The following is a 15,708-nucleotide window of genomic DNA, read 5'->3' on the forward strand; positions in this document are numbered from 1 at the left end:
CGGTCCTCATGCCGCGGCTCGGCGGCCGCGGAAGGCGGGACGGCCGCGCGGGATGCGGCTTTCGCCCGTCCGCTGGCGGGTCAGGGCCAGGACCATGCCGATGGTCAGCGCCACCGACATGGCCGACGAGCCGCCATAGGAGATGAAGGGCAGGGTCATGCCCTTGGTCGGGATCAGGTGCAGGGTCGAGCCCATGTTGACGAACGCCTGGAGGCCGAAGCCGGTGACGAGGCCGGCGGTGGCGACGACGATGAAGGGATCGTCCTCGCGCAGCAGCTTGAGCAGGGTGCGGATGACGATCACGCCGAAGACGGCGATGATGAACAGGCAGATCAGCATGCCGAATTCCTCGCCCGCCACGGCGAAGACGAAATCGGCGTGAGCGTCGGGCAGCAGGTCCTTGACCCGCCCCTCGCCGGGGCCGCGGCCCATCAGCCCGCCATTGCCGAAGGCGCGCAGCGCGGTGTCGATCTGGTAATGGTCGCCGACATTGGGGTGCAGGAAGCGTTCGACGCGCGAGCGGACATGGGGGAAGACCATGTAAGCGCCAAGAAATGCGGCGATCATGCAGCCCACGCCGGCGCCGACGAAGAAGATGTTCAGCCCGTCGATGAAGAGCTGGGCCAGGAACACCGTGGTGATCACGCTGAGCATGCCGATATCGGGCTGCGATTTGAGCAGCAGCAGGATGACCGCGAACAGGCCGAGCGCGATGGGCATGCCCGGGAAGAAGCGGCGCAGGCGCCGTTCGGTCAGCAGCCAGGCGGTGACGACCGCGAAACAGGGCTTGAGGAATTCGGAGGGCTGGACCGACATCAGCGGCAGCGCGATCCAGCGCCGCGCGCCCTTGATTTCGACCCCGTGGACCAGCGTGAGGGCGGTGGCGCCGATGGCGACCACGAAGCCCACCGCCGCCAGGCGCCTGACGCCGCGCGGCGAGAGCAGCGAGGTGGCGGTGACGATCGCCCCGGCCAGCAGCAGGAAGATGACCTGCTTGAGGATGAACATGTCGCGCGAGGCGCCGATGCGGGTGGCCACCGCCGGGCTGGCCGCCAGCATCAGCACGTAGCCGAAGCCGATCAGGATGCCGATGCAGGAGAGCGTCACCCGGTCGACATGGCGCCACCAGCGGGCGAGATAGGATGCATCGACGCGCGAAATGGCGGCCATTATCCGTGATCCCCGTATGCGTGATTCCCGTCCTGGGTATTGGCGATGCCCTCGACCAGCGCGGCGAAATGCCGGCCGCGCTGTTCGAAGCTGCTGAACTGGTCGAAGCTGGCGCAGGCGGGCGAGAGCAGCACGACGGGCGCGCCTGTCCGGCGGGCCGCGTCCAGGGCGGCGGGGACCGCCTGGTCCAGCGTGCCGGACAGGGTGTGGGGCACGCCGTGCGCCGCCAGCGTTTCGGCGAGCGCCGGGCCGTCGCGTCCGATCAGGAGGGCGTGGGCGATCCGTGGGAAATAGGGGGCGAGGTCGGCGATGCCGCCGGCCTTGGCCAGGCCGCCCGCGATCCAGACCAGGCGGTCGTAGCAGCCCAGCGCCCGCGCGGCGGCGTCGGCATTGGTGGCCTTGCTGTCGTCGATGAAGCGGATGCCGTCGATCGCGCCCACCGGTTTCTGGCGGTGGGGCAAGCCGGGGAAGTCGCGCAGCGCCTGGGGGATGTGTGCGCGGGGCACGCCGAGGGCCAGCGCCATGGCGGTCGCAGCGGCGGCGTTTTCCGCGTTGTGGGCGCCGGGCAGGGCGGGAGAGGCGGCGAGCGGGGCGATCGGGCCGGTGGTGTCGCGCAGCGTGCCGTCCGCGCCCGTCAGGTCGGCGGGGGCGCTGCCCGAGATCGTCATGACGCTTATGCCGCGCGCGCGCAAATCCTGGCAGAGCGCGTCGGTGGCGGCGTTGTCGCCCAGCACGGCGAGGTCGCCGGGGCCCTGGCGGTCGAAGATATGCAGCTTCGCCTGGCGGTAGCCGGCCATGTCGCCGTGGCGGTCGAGATGGTCCGGGGTGAGGTTGAGCAGGCAGGCCGCATCGAAGCGCAGATCGTGCAGCCGTTCCAGCATGTAGGACGACATTTCCAGCACATAGACGCCGTCGTCGGGCAGCAGGGGCAGGGCGAGCGAGGCCGGGCCGAGATTGCCGCCCGCCGCTGCCGGGATGCCGGCCGCCTGGAGCATGTGGGCCAGCAGGGCGGTCGTGGTGGATTTGCCGTTGGTGCCGGTGATGCCGGCGAAGCGGGCGCGCGAGCCCGCGCGGCGTACCGCGCGGAACAGCAGGTCGGCGTCGGACAGGATGGGGATGCCGGCCGCGCGGGCCAGCAGGGCGACCGGGTGGGGGGCGGGCAGCAGATGCGGGATGCCCGGGGACAGCACCAGGGCGTCGAACCCGTCCAGGGTCGAAAAGGGGGCGATGGTGATGCCGGGCGCGTCGCCCGGACCGGCGTTCAGCGCGGCGCGGGCGGCCTGGCCGTCGTCCCAGGCCTGGATCCGCGCGCCCATGGCGGCGAGCGCGCGGACGACGGGCGCGCCGTTGCGGCCCAGCCCCAGCACCGCGTAGCGGTGGCCGGCGAAGAGGCCGGGGGGGAAGGGCCCCGGGATATCGGGATCGGCGGGACGGGTCGTCATCGCAGTTTCAGCGTTGCCAGGCCGCACAGGCCGAGAACGATCGAGACGATCCAGAAGCGGATCACGATCTTGGGTTCCTGCCAGCCTTTCTTTTCGAAATGGTGGTGGAGCGGCGCCATCAGGAACACGCGGCGGCCGGTGCGGCGGTACCAGAAGACCTGGATGATCACCGACAGGGTTTCGGCCACGAACAGGCCGCCGACGATGCACAGCACCAGTTCGTGCTTGACCGCGACCGCGACCGCGCCCAGCGCGCCGCCCAGGGCCAGCGAGCCGGTATCGCCCATGAAGACGGCCGCCGGCGGGGCGTTGAACCAGAGAAAGCCCAGGCCCGCCCCGACCAGCGCCGAGCAGAACACGCAGAGTTCGCCGGTGCCGGGCACCGCGTGCAGTTGCAGGTAGTCGGCGAAGACATGGTTGCCGACCAGGTAGGCGATCAGCGCGAAGACCAGGGCGGCGATGATGACCGGCACGATCGCCAGCCCGTCCAGCCCGTCGGTGAAGTTCACCGCGTTGCCGAAGCCGGAGATGGTGATCATGGCGAAGAGCGGAAAGGCGAGGCCCAGCGGCAGCAGCCATTCCTTCAGGAAGGGGAAGGCCAGATGGTTGGCGAGGTCGGCGGGCATCAGGCTTTGCAGCCAGTAGCCGCCGATCAGCGAGGCCGCGAATTCGCAGCCCAGCCGCGTGCGCTTGGACACGCCCGCCGTGTTGCGCCGGGACAGCTTGAGATAGTCGTCGGCGAAGCCGACCGCGCCGAAGGCCAGCGTGGTCAGCAGCACCGCCCAGACGAAGCCGTTGGTGAGGTCTGCCCAGAGCAGGGTCGCGCCGAACAGGGCGGCGAGGATCAGCACCCCGCCCATGGTGGGGGTGCCGGCCTTTTCCAGGATATGGCGTTCGGGGCCGAGGGCGCGGATCGGCTGGCCCTCGCGCTGGATGCGGCGGAGCTGCGCGATCAGCGGGTTGCCCAGCACCAGCGCGATCGCCAGCGCCGTCAGGCAGGCGGCGCCCGCGCGGAAGGTGATGTAGCGGAACAGGTTGAGGATGGTGATGTGTGCCGCGGCGTGGTGCTGGACGAGATCGTAGAGCATCAGGCCACGTCCGCCCCGGCCGGGGTGGTGAGGACGGCGATGACGTCGCGCATGCGGCTGCCGAGGCTGCCCTTGACCAGGATCACGTCGCCCGGCGCCACGGCGGCGCGGACCTGCGGCGCCAGGCCGGCCGCGTCGGGCGCCCAGGCGCCGCGTCTGGAGGGAGGAAGCAGGTCGAAGAGATATTTCATGTTGGGGCCGCAGCAATAGACGATGTCCGCATGCGCGAGGACCGCGGACAGGAGGGATTCATGTTCGGCGCGTGCGAAGGCGCCGAGTTCGCGGATATCGCCCAGCACGGCCATGCGCCGCGTCGCCGGGCGCAGGCCGAGCACGGAGAGGGAGGCGCGGATGGAGAGCGTGGATGCGTTGTAGCTTTCGTCGAGCAGCATGGCGCGGCCGTCGAGGATCGGCTGGTACGCGCCGCGCCCCGTGCCGGGACGGAAGGCGGAGAGGGCAGTGGCGGCAGCCGCGAGGACGCCGTCCGGGGCATGAGGATTCGGGGTATGAGGATTCAGGGCCGCGACCGCGCCCAGCGCCGTCGCGGCATTGCGGGCGAGGTGGGCGCCGGGGGCGTGCAGCGTGACCGCGACGTGCTGTGCGCCGATTCGTACCGAGAAATCGCTGCCGTCCGGACCGAGCGCGAGGTCGGACAGGCGGATCGCGCTGTCGGGCCGGCTGCCGCTGCGCCACAGGATGGCGCGGGCGCGTTCGGCACGCTCGGCGAACAGGGCCTGGCCCACCGCGTCGTCGGGGACGATGGCGGTGCCGCCGGGCGGGAGGGCCGCGATCAGGTCGGATTTTTCCCGCGCGATGGCCTCCAGGCTGCCCATATGGCCGAGATGGGCGCCGGCGATGGTGGTGATGATCGCGACATCGGGGCGGACCATGGCGGCCAGGGGGGCGATTTCGCCGGGATGGTTCATGCCGATCTCGGCCACGCACCAGGTCGCGTTCCCTGGCAGGCGCGCCAGGGTGAGCGGCACGCCCCAATGGTTGTTGTAGGAGGCGACCGCGCAATGGGTGGGGCCCAGCGCGCCCAGCGCCACGCGCAGCATGTCCTTGGTCGTGGTCTTGCCCACGCTGCCGGTGACGGCGACCACGCGGCCGGTGAAGCGGGCGCGGGCCCGGCGGCCCAGGGCGCCCAGCGCCTCCATCGTGTCCGCGACGCGCAGCAGGCGTGGATCGTCGAAGCCGGGGATCGTCCGATGGACCAGGGCGGCGGCCGCGCCGCTTGCCAAGGCCGCGCGGACATGGGCGTGGCCGTCGCTGTTTTCGCCCGCCAGGGCGATGAACAGGTCGCCGGGGACGAGGGTGCGGGTGTCGATCGATACCCCGGTCGCGGCGATCGGGGCGTCGCCGGCGAAGGTGCCGCCGGTTGCCGCTTCGAGTTCGGCGCGGGTCCAGAGCGCGGTCATGCCGCGACCCCGGCCAGGGTGCGGATGACCGACGCGTCGTCGAACGGGTGGGTGGTGGTGCCGATGGTCTGGCCCTGTTCGTGGCCCTTGCCGGCGACGACCAGCACGTCGCCGGGGCGGAGCATGGACAGGCCCTCGGCGATCGCACGGGCGCGGTCAGGGATTTCGATCGCGCCGGGGGCGCCGGACAGGACCTCGCCGCGGATGAAGGCCGGGTCTTCTGTGCGGGGATTGTCGTCGGTGACGATGGCGATGTCGGCGCGGCGCGCGGCCTCGTGCCCCATCAGGGGGCGCTTGCCGCGATCGCGGTCGCCGCCGGCGCCGAAGACGGCGATCAGCCGGCCCGTCGCGTGCGGACGCAGCGCGTCGAGCAGGCGCGCCAGGGCGTCGGGCGTGTGGGCGTAGTCGACATAGGCCGCCGCCCCGTTGGCGAGCAGGGCGGCGCGTTCCATCCGGCCGCGCACGCCCGTCAGCGACGGCAGCAGGTCGATGGCGGCCGCGAGCCCCTGGGTGCCGGGTGCGGCCAGGGCGGCGGCCAGCAGCGCGTTATCCGCCTGGAACCGGCCGGGCAGGGCCAGGTCGAGGTCGCGCGTGACGCCGGCGCCGGCGATGCGCAGGCGCTGGCCCTCGGGCAGGGGGGTGCTGTCCAGCAGGCGGATCGCATCGCCCGCCGTGCCGACCAGGCGCAGTTCCATCTGTTTGCGCGCGGCGATGGCGCGCAGGGCGTCCAGGGTCGCGGAGTCCATGTCGGCATTGGCCGCCGCCAGGGCGCCGGGGGGCAGGATGTCGGCGAACAGGCGCAGCTTGGCCGCGCGATAGGCGTCGAGCGTGCCGTGATAATCGAGATGGTCGCGGGTGAGGTTAGTGAAGCCGGCGGCGGAGAGGCGCAGCCCGTCGAGCCGGTGCTGTTCCAGCCCGTGGGATGAGGCTTCGAGCGCCACGTCGCTGATGCCGCCGCGGGCCATGGCGGCGAGCGCCCTTGCCAGCCCGACGCTGTCGGGCGTGGTCAGGACCGGACCGCAATCGGGGAGGGGGACGTCGGCGATGAGGCCCAGCGTGCCGATGCTGGCGGCCTGGCGGCCCTGGAGCCGCCAGATCTGCCGCAAGAAATCGACGGTGCTGGTCTTGCCGTTGGTGCCGGTGACGGCGACGACGTGATCGGGCTGCGCCCCGGCGAAGGCGGCGGCCAGCAGCGCCAGGGCGCGGCGCGGCTCGGGGGCGGTGATGACCGGCAGGTCGATGCCGTCGGCCGGGGTGCCGGCGGGCACGACCAGGGCGGCGGCGCCGGCGGCGATGGCGGCCGGCACGAAGGCGCGGCCGTCGGCGCGCGTGCCGGGGATGGCGACGAACAGCATGCCGGGTCGGACCTGGCGGCTGTCGGCGGTGACGCCGGAGATCGCGGGATCGATCGCAAAGCCCGGTGCCGGCGGGGCGGACAGGCCCGATACGGCCAGGAGCTGGGACAGCGGGCGGTTCATCCCCGGGACTCCGCGGCTGCCGGATGGGCGGCCTGTTCGGCGCGGGCGGCGCGCAGGCGGACGCGGGGCGATTGTTCGGCGAGCGGGATGCCGTGACGGTCGCCCTTGCGCGCGGGCTTGGGCTGGTTGCGCGGATCGCCGGGATCGTTGCCCGGGCCCAGCGCGCGATAGCCGCGCGGAACGGCGGGTTCCATCGGGATGGCGAGGGCGGCGTCGATGGCCTGGGCGTCGGCCGTGTCGGGGAACAGGCCGAGCATCGGGCCGATGCGGGTCACGATCTTGGACACGGTGGGGGCGGCGGTCCATCCGGCGGTGGTCCAGCCATGGGTCTGGGCGGTCGGCTTGGGACTGTCGAGCATGACATAGACCGCGTAGCGCGGCGCGTTCATCGGGAAGATGCCGGTAAAGGCCGAGACGTTGACATGTTTCAGGTAGCCGCCGTGCGGGCCGATCTTTTCTGCTGTGCCGGTCTTGCCGCCGACGAAATAGCCTGGGGATTCGGCCGATTTGCCGATGCCCTCGGTCACCACCAGGCGCAGGATGCGGCGGAGGACGTTCGAGATTTCAGGCGAGATCAGGCGCGTGCCGACTGGCACCGCAGCCGGCGCGGCGGCGGGGGGGGGCGTGGTCAGGACGGCTGGGGTGATGCTGGCGACCGGAGCGTTTGGCCCGTCCTGAGTGCTTGTGTCCTGAGCGCCTGTGATCTGGACGCCCGCGCCCTGGCTGCCGGCGTCGGCGATCAGGTCGTCGTGCGCCAGCAGGGTCGGGCGGACCAGGATGCCGCCATTCACGGTGGCGGCGGTGCCGCGCACGATGGCAAGCGGCGGTTCGGCGACGCCGTGGCCGAAGCCGACGGTCATGACCGTCGAGATGCCCCAGTTGCGGGGCGAGGGAATGAGGGGGCGCGCGGCCTCGGGCAATTCGATCGGCACGGGCGCGAAGAAGCCCATGGCGCGCAGCCAGTCCTGCTGGCGCTGAGCGCCGACATCGAGCGCGATATGGGCGGCGGCCGGGTTGGAGGAGTAGGCCATGACCGCCGGCAGGGAGAGCCAGGGCGCGAAATGGTCGGTCTTCATGTCCGAGATGGTGAAGCGGCCGACATGGATGGGGATGGTCGAGAACCGGTCCCAGACATGGGCGACGCCGAGTTGCAGCGCCATGGCGGCGGTCTGCAGCTTGAAGGTCGAGCCGGGTTCATACATGCCGGTGACGGCGCGGTTGAAGCGGGCATCGGGGTCGGCATGGCCGAAATCGTTGGCGTCGTAGTCCGGCAGGCTGACCATGGCGATGATCTCGCCGGTATTGACGTCCATCACGATGGCGCAGGCGCCGATGGCCTGGAACATGTCCTTGGCCGCGGCGAGTTCGTCGCGGACCACGGCCTGGATGCGCACGTCCAGCGACAGGCGCAGCGGGGTGCGGTCGGCGTTCAGGCGCTTGTCCATGGAACGTTCGATGCCGGCCACGCCGTGATCGTCGATATCGACCGCGCCCATGATGTGGGCGGCGACGCGGCCCAGCGGGTAGTGGCGGCGCTCGCCCGGTTCGAAATAGACGCCGGGAATGCCGAGATTGTTGATCGCGACTTCCTGCATCGGGGAGATGTCGCGGGCCAGGTAGACGAACTGTTTCTTCGTCGAGAGGCGGCGGACCGCCTCGGCGACGTCCAGGGTGGGCAGCACCGACTTGAGCTTCTGCGCCGCGTCCTGCGGGTCGATCATTTCCTGCGGGTTGGCATAGACCTGCGCGACCGGCAGGGAGATCGCCAGTACCTGGCCGTTGCGGTCGGTGATCGAGGCGCGGTGGACCTGCGGCAGGGCGAAATCGGCCTCCATGCCCTTGGGGTCGCTTTTGGGGATGTCGGGGACCTGCGGCGCGATCTGCCGCCGTTCGGGCGCCATCGGCATGATGACGGTGGCGAAGGCGAGCTTGAGCGCGACCGCGCCGAACAGGCCGCAGAATAGGGCGGAGACGCCCAGCAGCCGCGACTGCGTGCGCTCGCGCGCCGTGCGGGTGCGCAGGTCGTCGCCGGTGACCCGCACGTCCATCCGCGGGGGGCGGGAGGGCCCGCTCCGCATACTGTCTGGTGTGTCGGTCGGGCCGTTGGTCATGTTACCTGCGCGAGGGCATCAGTTGCTGAGGGGAACGGGCGGCGGCAGCGTTCCGGAATGTGAAAAGCCCAGGGACGACCCCCTGCCGTATCCCCGTGCCTCCTGGTACGGGACCGGCGCGGCCGGGCGCCAGGCCGCGACGGCCATCGGCGCCGGGCGGGGCGGATGGTAGGCGGCGATCCTGGTGGCCGGGTTGGCGGCAGGCGGTAGCACGGCGCGCGCGGCGTGGGCAACGGATTGTACGGCACGGCGCCCGACGTTAGGCGGCAATTCGGGCGAAAGCGCGGCAGGGTGGACAAAACGTGGAGTCGCCGGGCGGATTGGCGCCGTCGGGGCGACGGGAATCGTGGCTGAGGCCAGTAATACCGGGCGGGCCGGGGGCTGGGCCGGCTGGGCCGATTCGGGCGGCTGGCGATGCGTCGCCGCCGCCAGGATGGCGGGGGCCGGGGTTTCGTGCTGCGGGGCGGCGGGCGTCGGTTCGGCCGGGGCATGGGCCGGGGGCGGGGTCAGCGTGGCGCCGATCGCGTCACGCGGGTTGACCAGGGGCAGCGGCCGGGCGCCGGGGGCGGGCAGGCGGTCGGCCAGCGACGCCATCTGGATGAACTGGGTGGGCGCCATCGGGTGGATGTCGGGCAGGAAGCGTGCCGACAGGGCGGCCAGGCGGTCCGGCTGGTTCAGCAGCGCCCATTCGGCGCGCAGCATGGCCGTCTGTTCGCGGACATGCTGCGTGTCGGCGACGATTTCCGAGATCCGCTGGTCCAGAAGCGTGGTCTGGTGCTTCTTGGAATAGAGGAACAGCCCGGACAGGCCGGCCATGACGGCGCAGAGGAGGGTGAAGGATCGCATCATGGGCGGCGTTCCGGCTGGTTGTCGGTTATGTCCGGGAGGGGAAGGCGTTCGGCCGCGCGCAGGCGGGCGCTGCGGGCGCGGGGGTTGGCGTGGCATTCGGCCGCGCCGGGGCGCAGGGCGCGGGTGGTGAGCAGGCGGTAGGACGGTGCGGCCGCGCGGGCCTGCATCGCCCTGGGGTCGTGGCGCGAGGGGGCGGGCAGGCGCCCGGCGGCGCGGTTCAGCGCCTGCTTGACCAGCCGGTCCTCGAGCGAATGGAAGGAGACGACGACCAGCCGGCCGCCGGGGGCGAGCAGGCCCAGCGCCTGGTCGAGGCCCGCGGCGATCTGCCCGAGTTCGTCGTTCACATGGATGCGGATGCCCTGGAACGACCGGGTGGCCGGGTCGATGCCCGAGCGGTCGGCGGGCACGACCGAACGGATGATGTCGGCGAGCTGGAACGTGGTCAGGATCGGCGCCTGGGCGCGGGCCGCGACGATGGCGCGGGCGACGCGGCGGGACAGCCGTTCCTCGCCATATTCATAGATGACGTCGGCGAGGTCCGATTCGGCCATCGTATTGACGATGTCGGCGGCGGTCGGGCCGGTGTCGTCCATGCGCATGTCCAGCGGGCCGTCGGTGCGGAAGGAGAAGCCGCGCTCGACCTCGTCCAGTTGGAAGGAGGACACGCCGAGATCGAGCACCACCCCGTCGAGGGCCGGGACGTGGCGCGCCTGCAGCAGGGCCTGCATGTCGCCGAAGCCGCCATGGATCATGTGCAGGCGGGTTTCGCCCTCTTGCGCGCGCAGTTCGGATTGCAGCGCGTGGCCGCGACGGATGGCGGCGGGATCGCGGTCGATGGCCCAGAGGGTGCAGCGGGCCGCCGACAGGATGGCGCGGGCATAGCCGCCACCGCCGAACGTGCCGTCGAGATAGGCGGCGCCGTCGCGCGGCTGCAGCATCGCCAGCACCTCGGCCAGCATGACGGGGACATGGCCGGGACGGTGGCCGGCGGGGGGCGTGGTCATGGCGTTCATGCGGCGCCTCCGCCGTTGGTCCCGCCGTGGGTGCTGCCGCCTTGCTGAGCGTGATTCTGAACGTGACTATGGGCGCGGTTCTGGGCCGGCAGGGCGAGATTGCGCGAGCGGGTGCGGGCCTCGGCGCGGCGGCGTTCGGCGGCGGCGGGTTCCCAGATCTGGAAGATGCGGCCCAGCCCCATGAAGGCGACGCTGTCGGTCAGGGTGGCGTGTTCCTTCAGCGCGTCGGGCAGGATGATCCGTCCCTCGCGGTCGGCGTCGACGGGGAAGGCGTCGGCATAGAGGGCGGCGGCCATGTCGTCATGTTCGTCGGAGAACATGTCCAGCCGGTCGAGCGGCTGGCTGAGGGCCGCGAAGGCGGCGGTGGGCCAGGCCTCGATGCAGGGATGCTGGTGCGAGGGGCGCAGGACGACCAGGGCGTCGCCGGCCTGGGCCTGGGCGCGCAGGGCCGTGCGGAAGGGAGCCGGGATCGACACGCGGCCCTTGGCGTCGAGGCGGTTCTGATGGGTGCCGAGGAACACACTCACGCTTTTGCGATGCTCCCTCGGCTGGATGGTTGCGGATGCGATTGCGCATGGGCCGGCGCCCCCTGCGCGCCGGGTTTTCATGGGATATCATGGGATTTTATGGGACGTCAAACAAAACGCGCCGAAATTCTGGCAGAAAACCGCAGTTTTTCGTGGGTTGGACAAGTCGTGACAGGACTTGGTCCCAATTGTCGCAGGGGACGGACTTTGAAATGCGGCATGAATATGAATGTTTACGTTATGTTCTAGTTTGGATGTGATCAAAACGAGAACATTTTGCTGGGGGCATTTTGTTGGGGGTATGTTCCGCAGGGGACGACGAGGCCAGACGGTCTGTAAGCCGGGTTCTGTCCATCCTCGATGAAGATGGGGCGACCATTCCTCTGGGACGCGCCTTGCGGCGCGCCTCACGCGACCAACCCGAACGACGGGGCGGAGGGACCCCCGGCGGCGCCTTTGGGGGCGTCGCCTGCCGTTCCTATTCGGTCTTGCTCCCGGTGGGGTTTGCCCTGCCGCCTGCGTTGCCGCACGCGCGGTGCGCTCTTACCGCACCGTTTCACCCTTGCCCGCACCATCTCCGGCGTACCGGAATGCCGTGGGGGCGGTTTGTTTTCTGTGGCACTTTCCCTGGGGTCGCCCCCGCCGGCCGTTAGCCGGCACCGTTCCTCCGTGGAGCCCGGACTTTCCTCCATCGCGTGAGCGACAGCGGTCGCCCGACCGTCTGGCATGCGGAAACTGGCGGTCCGGGCGGCTTGCGTCAAGGGGGAATGCGCCGCATCAAGAGGCGGACGACATGATGAGGCGAGGGCGGGAGCGCGGGCATGGCGGGCGGGCCGGCGGTGGAATCGGGAATGGCGCAATCGGGCTCGGGCGCGGGCGCGGCGCGGCCGGGAGCGGCGCGATTGGAAGCCGGGCGATTGGGGCTGGCGTCGCGGCTGGTGCTGGGGCATCTGTCCGGCCGGGCGTCGCTGCGCGCGCGCCGGCCGCGCACGCTGGCGGAATTGCGGCGGGCGCTGGACCGGCCCTGTTTTCCGCAGGCCCTGTCCAGCCTGCCGCTGCGCCGGGTGATGGCGCTGCGGGTGCCGGGGGCGACCGAGCTGCGGCCCGCGCGGCTGTACCTGCCCCATGGGAAGGTGCGCGGGGCGGTGCTGTTTCTACATGGCGGCGGATTCGTGCATTGCGGGTTGAATTCGCATCACGGGATCTGCTGCCGGCTGGCGCGGGCATCGGGGGCGGCGGTGCTGTCCTTCGATTACCGTCTGGCGCCGGAGCATCGCTTTCCGGCGGCGGTCGAGGATAGCTGGGCGGCGCTGCGCTGGCTGGCGGGCGAGTCCTGGCGGTGGGGCGGCGGGCTGGCGGTGGCCGGGGACAGCGCCGGGGGGAACCTGGCGGCGGTGCTGGCGCACCTGGCTCGGGATCGGGGCGGGCCCGAACTGGCGCTGCAGTTGCTGTATTATCCGTCGCTCTACGGGGCGCGGGAGGTGCCGTCGCGGCGGATCCACGCGGAGGGATACATGCTGACGGCCCGGCTGATGGAATGGTACGCCGAGCAATATGTCCGCACGCCGGAGGACCTGTACCATCCGCTGATGGCGCCGGTCTTTGCCGAATCGCTGGCCGGGCTGGCGCCGGCGGTGATCGTGCCGGCGGAATTCGATCCGCTGCATGACGAGGCCACGGGATACGCCCAGGCGATGCGTGCGGCGGGCGGGCAGGCCGAGCTGCGCTGCTATCCGGGCACGATCCACGGCTATCTGAACATGTATTCCGTCATGCCGGCGGGCAGGGCGGCGATCCGCTTCGGCGGGCGGAGGCTGCGCTCGGCCCTGGCGGGGTAGGCCCGCGGGACCTGATGACACGGGGGGCGGCCTGATCGGCCGGCGGTCAGATCTGCTGGATGGAGGCGAAGTCGAAACTGGTCCCGGGCGGGTTCTGGCCGAGGCGGATGGTGGTCGGGCCGGCCATGGAATAAGGCGGCACCGGCAGGTTGTAGGGGGCGGGCGCGCCGATGAAGACGCGGCCGGCCAGGTCGAATTTCGAGCCGTGGCAAGGGCAGGCATAGCCGCCCGGCCAGTTGGCGACCGGGGTGGCGGGGTCCGGCGCCGGGGCATAGGCCGGCACGCAGCCCAGATGGGTGCAGATGCCGACCACCACGCCATAGTCCGGGACGATGGAGCGGTGCCAGTTGTCGGCGTAGGGCGGCTGTTGCAGCGCGCGCGACGTGGGGTCGCGCAGGCGGGCGGCCAGGGCAGGATCCCGCAGCCGGGCCAGGGCCTGGGGCGTGCGGTGGGTGATGAAGACCGGACTGCCGTGCCAGACGACGGTGATCTGCTGCCCCGGAGGGAGCTTGGAGACGTCGACATCGACCGGGGCGCGGGCGGCGCCGGAATCGGCCGGGCGCAGGGAGTCGAGGAACGGCCAGGCGAAGGCGGCCGCCCCCGCCCCGCCGGCGGCCAGCGTGACCAGGGTGAGGAAGTCGCGCCGTTTGCCGTCCGTGGGGGTGGCGGCGTGCATGGGAGGAGGATCGCCCCGGGTCGTCATGGCGCCCTTAACGCGGCAGGGGGTGGAAGGTGCCGGGCGAGCCCCAGTCGGTCTGCACCGTCTGGTCGACCCGGTCGACCCGCAGCGTGAACAGTCTGGGCAGCGTGTTCTTGAGGGCAGGGTCCTTCGCCCCCGGGCAGGAGCCGGAATGCTTGGCCATGACGTCGAAGCGCGTGGCGTCCGGCGGGTCGTTGCCGTTGACGATGAACAGCACGCAACGCCCGGGCAGGTCGGTCATGCCGTTATGGGTCACGACCGTGCGGAAATGTTCCACCAGGGCGGTGTCGTCGAACCAGTTGGCGTGGCGGAAGGTGATCTGGTCCGCCGCCTGGTCCAGCCAGCCCATGCGCGCGGCGACGACCGCGAGCAGGGCCATCGGCACGACCATGACCAGCCGCCTGACGATACGCTGGCGCATCGTCAGGCGGCCGCGGCGGCCGCCCAATTTGTTCGTGGTGTTGTTCGTGGTATCGGAAGGGGAGGCCATGCGGACGGTCAGACCATGTCCTCGTGCCACCGGTGGCCGCGCTCGGCCAGCAGGGCGCGGGCGGCGTCGGGGCCCCAGCTTCCGGCCGGGTAGGTTTCGAGCGGCGACTTGTTCTCGGCCCAGCCCTGGAGGATCGGGTCGGCCCAGCGCCATGCGGCCTCGACCTCATCCCGGCGGATGAACAGGACCGGATCGCCGCGCACGACGTCGAGCAGCAGGCGTTCGTACGCGTCGGGGTAGCGGGTGGCGAACGCCTTTTCGAACGCGATGTTGATGTCGGCCTGGCGCAGCGCCACCGAATCGGTCGGGGTCGGGTCCTTGGTCGAGACGGTCAGCATCACGCCCTCATCGGGCTGGATGCGGATGACCAGGCGGTTGGCCGCCGGCTTCTCGGGGAAGATCGACCAGGGGGTGGTCTTGAACTGGATGACGATCTCGCTGCTTTTCTGGGCCATGCGCTTGCCCGAGCGCAGGTAGAACGGCACGTTGCCCCAGCGCCAGGTATCGACCTGGGCGCGGATGGCGACGAAGGTCTCGGTGTTGCTGACCGCGTTCTCGCCGAGATCATCGAGATAGCCGGGGACGGGCTTGCCGCCCATTTCGCCGGCGCCGTACCGGGCGCGTACCGTGCTGACGGCGACGTCCTCGGGCGTGATCGGGCGCAGCGCGCGCAGGACCTTGAGCTTCTCGTTGCGCAGGCTGTCGGCCTCGAGCGAGCCGGGCGGGTCCATCGCGACCAGGCACAGCACCTGCAGCAGGTGGTTCTGGATCATGTCGCGCATGGCGCCGGACTTGTCGTAATACGGGCCGCGGCCCTCGACGCCCACGGTTTCGGCCGCGGTGATCTGGATATAGTCGATGGCGTCGGACGACCAGAGCCGTTCGAAGACCGGGTTGGCGAAGCGCAGCGCGATCACGGCCTGGACGGTTTCCTTGCCCAGATAGTGGTCGATGCGGAAAATGTGGTTTTCCGGGAAGAACCGGCCGACGCCGTCATTGATTTCGTCCGCCGAGGCCAGGTCGGTGCCGATCGGCTTTTCCAGCACCACGCGCGACTGGTCGGTGACCAGGCCCTGGGTGCTGAGATTTTCGCAGATCCGGCCGTACAGGTCGGGCGCGGTGGCCAGGTAATAGACGCGGATCCGGTCGGCGGGGGCTTCGGCCAGCAGGTCCTTCAGCCCGGGCCAGTTGCTGCCGGCCTCGGCGCCGTTCAGGCTGACATAATGCACGAGGGCGAGGAAGCGGCGCGCGAGGTCGGGGTCGAGATCGGCGGGCTTGACGAAATTCTGCAGCGCCTTCTCGGCCCGGGCCTGGAAATCGGCGCGGGAGAGGGGCGAGCGGGCGGTGCCGATGATGCGGGCCTGATCGGGGATCTGCCCGTCGCGATAGCGGTAATAGAGCGCCGGCAGCAGCTTGCGCATCGTCAGGTCGCCGGTGGCCCCGAAGACGATGTAGTCGAAAATATCGACGGGTGGGAGTTGAGCCATCGGATGCGGCCTCCTGCGCGGTTCTGATTGTTGCGTTGGACGTTTCGCGGACATGCGCGGGCCTGCCTCCATGTGCCGGGGGACCCGTGGGGGAGAC

The 15,708-nt window shown here is 70.9% G+C and carries 13 protein-coding genes and 1 other RNA gene; 1 reads left to right on the top strand and 13 read right to left on the bottom strand.

Features of this window, described 5'->3' with window-relative positions; all coding sequences use genetic code 11:
* Nucleotides 1-6: 6 nt before the first annotated feature.
* The 10 genes from AAC691_RS21700 to rnpB form a co-directional block, all read right to left on the bottom strand.
* Nucleotides 7-1,170, bottom strand: coding sequence for an FtsW/RodA/SpoVE family cell cycle protein (locus AAC691_RS21700; RefSeq protein WP_176641463.1), 1,164 nt, complete (start codon nt 1,168-1,170; stop codon nt 7-9).
* Complete coding sequence (murD, locus tag AAC691_RS21705; RefSeq protein ID WP_342628442.1) at nt 1,170-2,612, bottom strand: UDP-N-acetylmuramoyl-L-alanine--D-glutamate ligase; 1,443 nt, start codon at nt 2,610-2,612, stop codon at nt 1,170-1,172. The genes AAC691_RS21700 and murD overlap by 1 nt, the downstream gene beginning before the upstream one ends.
* Nucleotides 2,609-3,700, bottom strand: a complete 1,092-nt coding sequence (mraY, locus tag AAC691_RS21710; protein WP_176641568.1) for a phospho-N-acetylmuramoyl-pentapeptide-transferase — start codon at nt 3,698-3,700, stop codon at nt 2,609-2,611. The genes murD and mraY overlap by 4 nt, the downstream gene beginning before the upstream one ends.
* The gene (gene murF / locus AAC691_RS21715; RefSeq protein WP_342628443.1) at nt 3,700-5,118 is read right to left on the bottom strand and encodes a UDP-N-acetylmuramoyl-tripeptide--D-alanyl-D-alanine ligase; all 1,419 of its coding nucleotides are present in this window, start codon (nt 5,116-5,118) and stop codon (nt 3,700-3,702) included. The genes mraY and murF overlap by 1 nt, the downstream gene beginning before the upstream one ends.
* Entirely contained in the window at nt 5,115-6,596 is a 1,482-nt protein-coding gene (locus AAC691_RS21720) for a UDP-N-acetylmuramoyl-L-alanyl-D-glutamate--2,6-diaminopimelate ligase (protein WP_342628444.1), read from the bottom strand. The genes murF and AAC691_RS21720 overlap by 4 nt, the downstream gene beginning before the upstream one ends.
* The gene (locus AAC691_RS21725; protein ID WP_408906118.1) at nt 6,593-8,674 is read right to left on the bottom strand and encodes a peptidoglycan D,D-transpeptidase FtsI family protein; all 2,082 of its coding nucleotides are present in this window, start codon (nt 8,672-8,674) and stop codon (nt 6,593-6,595) included. Before AAC691_RS21725 ends, AAC691_RS21720 begins: the two co-directional genes overlap by 4 nt.
* 51 nt (nt 8,675-8,725) lie before the next feature.
* Nucleotides 8,726-9,556, bottom strand: a complete 831-nt coding sequence (locus AAC691_RS21730) for an ABC transporter permease (protein WP_342628446.1) — start codon at nt 9,554-9,556, stop codon at nt 8,726-8,728.
* Nucleotides 9,553-10,560: a 16S rRNA (cytosine(1402)-N(4))-methyltransferase RsmH gene (gene rsmH, locus AAC691_RS21735; protein WP_408906119.1), complete on the bottom strand. Its 1,008-nt coding sequence runs from the start codon at nt 10,558-10,560 to the stop codon at nt 9,553-9,555. Before rsmH ends, AAC691_RS21730 begins: the two co-directional genes overlap by 4 nt.
* Before the next feature lie 5 nt (nt 10,561-10,565).
* Nucleotides 10,566-11,096: a division/cell wall cluster transcriptional repressor MraZ gene (gene mraZ, locus AAC691_RS21740; protein WP_342628448.1), complete on the bottom strand. Its 531-nt coding sequence runs from the start codon at nt 11,094-11,096 to the stop codon at nt 10,566-10,568.
* A 320-nt stretch (nt 11,097-11,416) separates the two neighbouring features.
* An RNA gene (rnpB, locus tag AAC691_RS21745) (RNase P RNA component class A) lies at nt 11,417-11,821 on the bottom strand.
* A 126-nt stretch (nt 11,822-11,947) separates the two neighbouring features.
* Here rnpB and AAC691_RS21750 point away from each other — a divergent pair.
* Nucleotides 11,948-12,934, top strand: a complete 987-nt coding sequence (locus tag AAC691_RS21750; protein ID WP_408906120.1) for an alpha/beta hydrolase — start codon at nt 11,948-11,950, stop codon at nt 12,932-12,934.
* Nucleotides 12,935-12,980: 46 nt separating this feature from the next.
* On the opposite strand, the gene petA is transcribed toward AAC691_RS21750, so the two are convergent.
* Genes petA through zwf form a run of 3 tightly spaced genes read right to left on the bottom strand, consistent with a single transcriptional unit; the run spans nt 12,981 to nt 15,611 of the window.
* A complete protein-coding gene (gene petA / locus AAC691_RS21755; RefSeq protein WP_342628450.1) occupies nt 12,981-13,637 on the bottom strand; it encodes a ubiquinol-cytochrome c reductase iron-sulfur subunit in 657 nt (218 codons plus the stop codon).
* Between the two features lie 7 nt (nt 13,638-13,644).
* A complete protein-coding gene (locus AAC691_RS21760; protein ID WP_342628451.1) occupies nt 13,645-14,124 on the bottom strand; it encodes a hypothetical protein in 480 nt (159 codons plus the stop codon).
* A gap of 8 nt (nt 14,125-14,132) precedes the next feature.
* Nucleotides 14,133-15,611 carry a glucose-6-phosphate dehydrogenase gene (gene zwf, locus AAC691_RS21765; protein ID WP_176640976.1) on the bottom strand — a complete coding sequence of 493 codons (1,479 nt, stop codon included), beginning with the start codon at nt 15,609-15,611 and terminating at the stop codon, nt 14,133-14,135.
* Nucleotides 15,612-15,708 lie beyond the last annotated feature (97 nt).

The sequence above is a fragment of the Nguyenibacter vanlangensis genome, from assembly GCF_038719015.1.
Classification (GTDB): Bacteria; Pseudomonadota; Alphaproteobacteria; order Acetobacterales; family Acetobacteraceae; genus Gluconacetobacter; species Gluconacetobacter vanlangensis.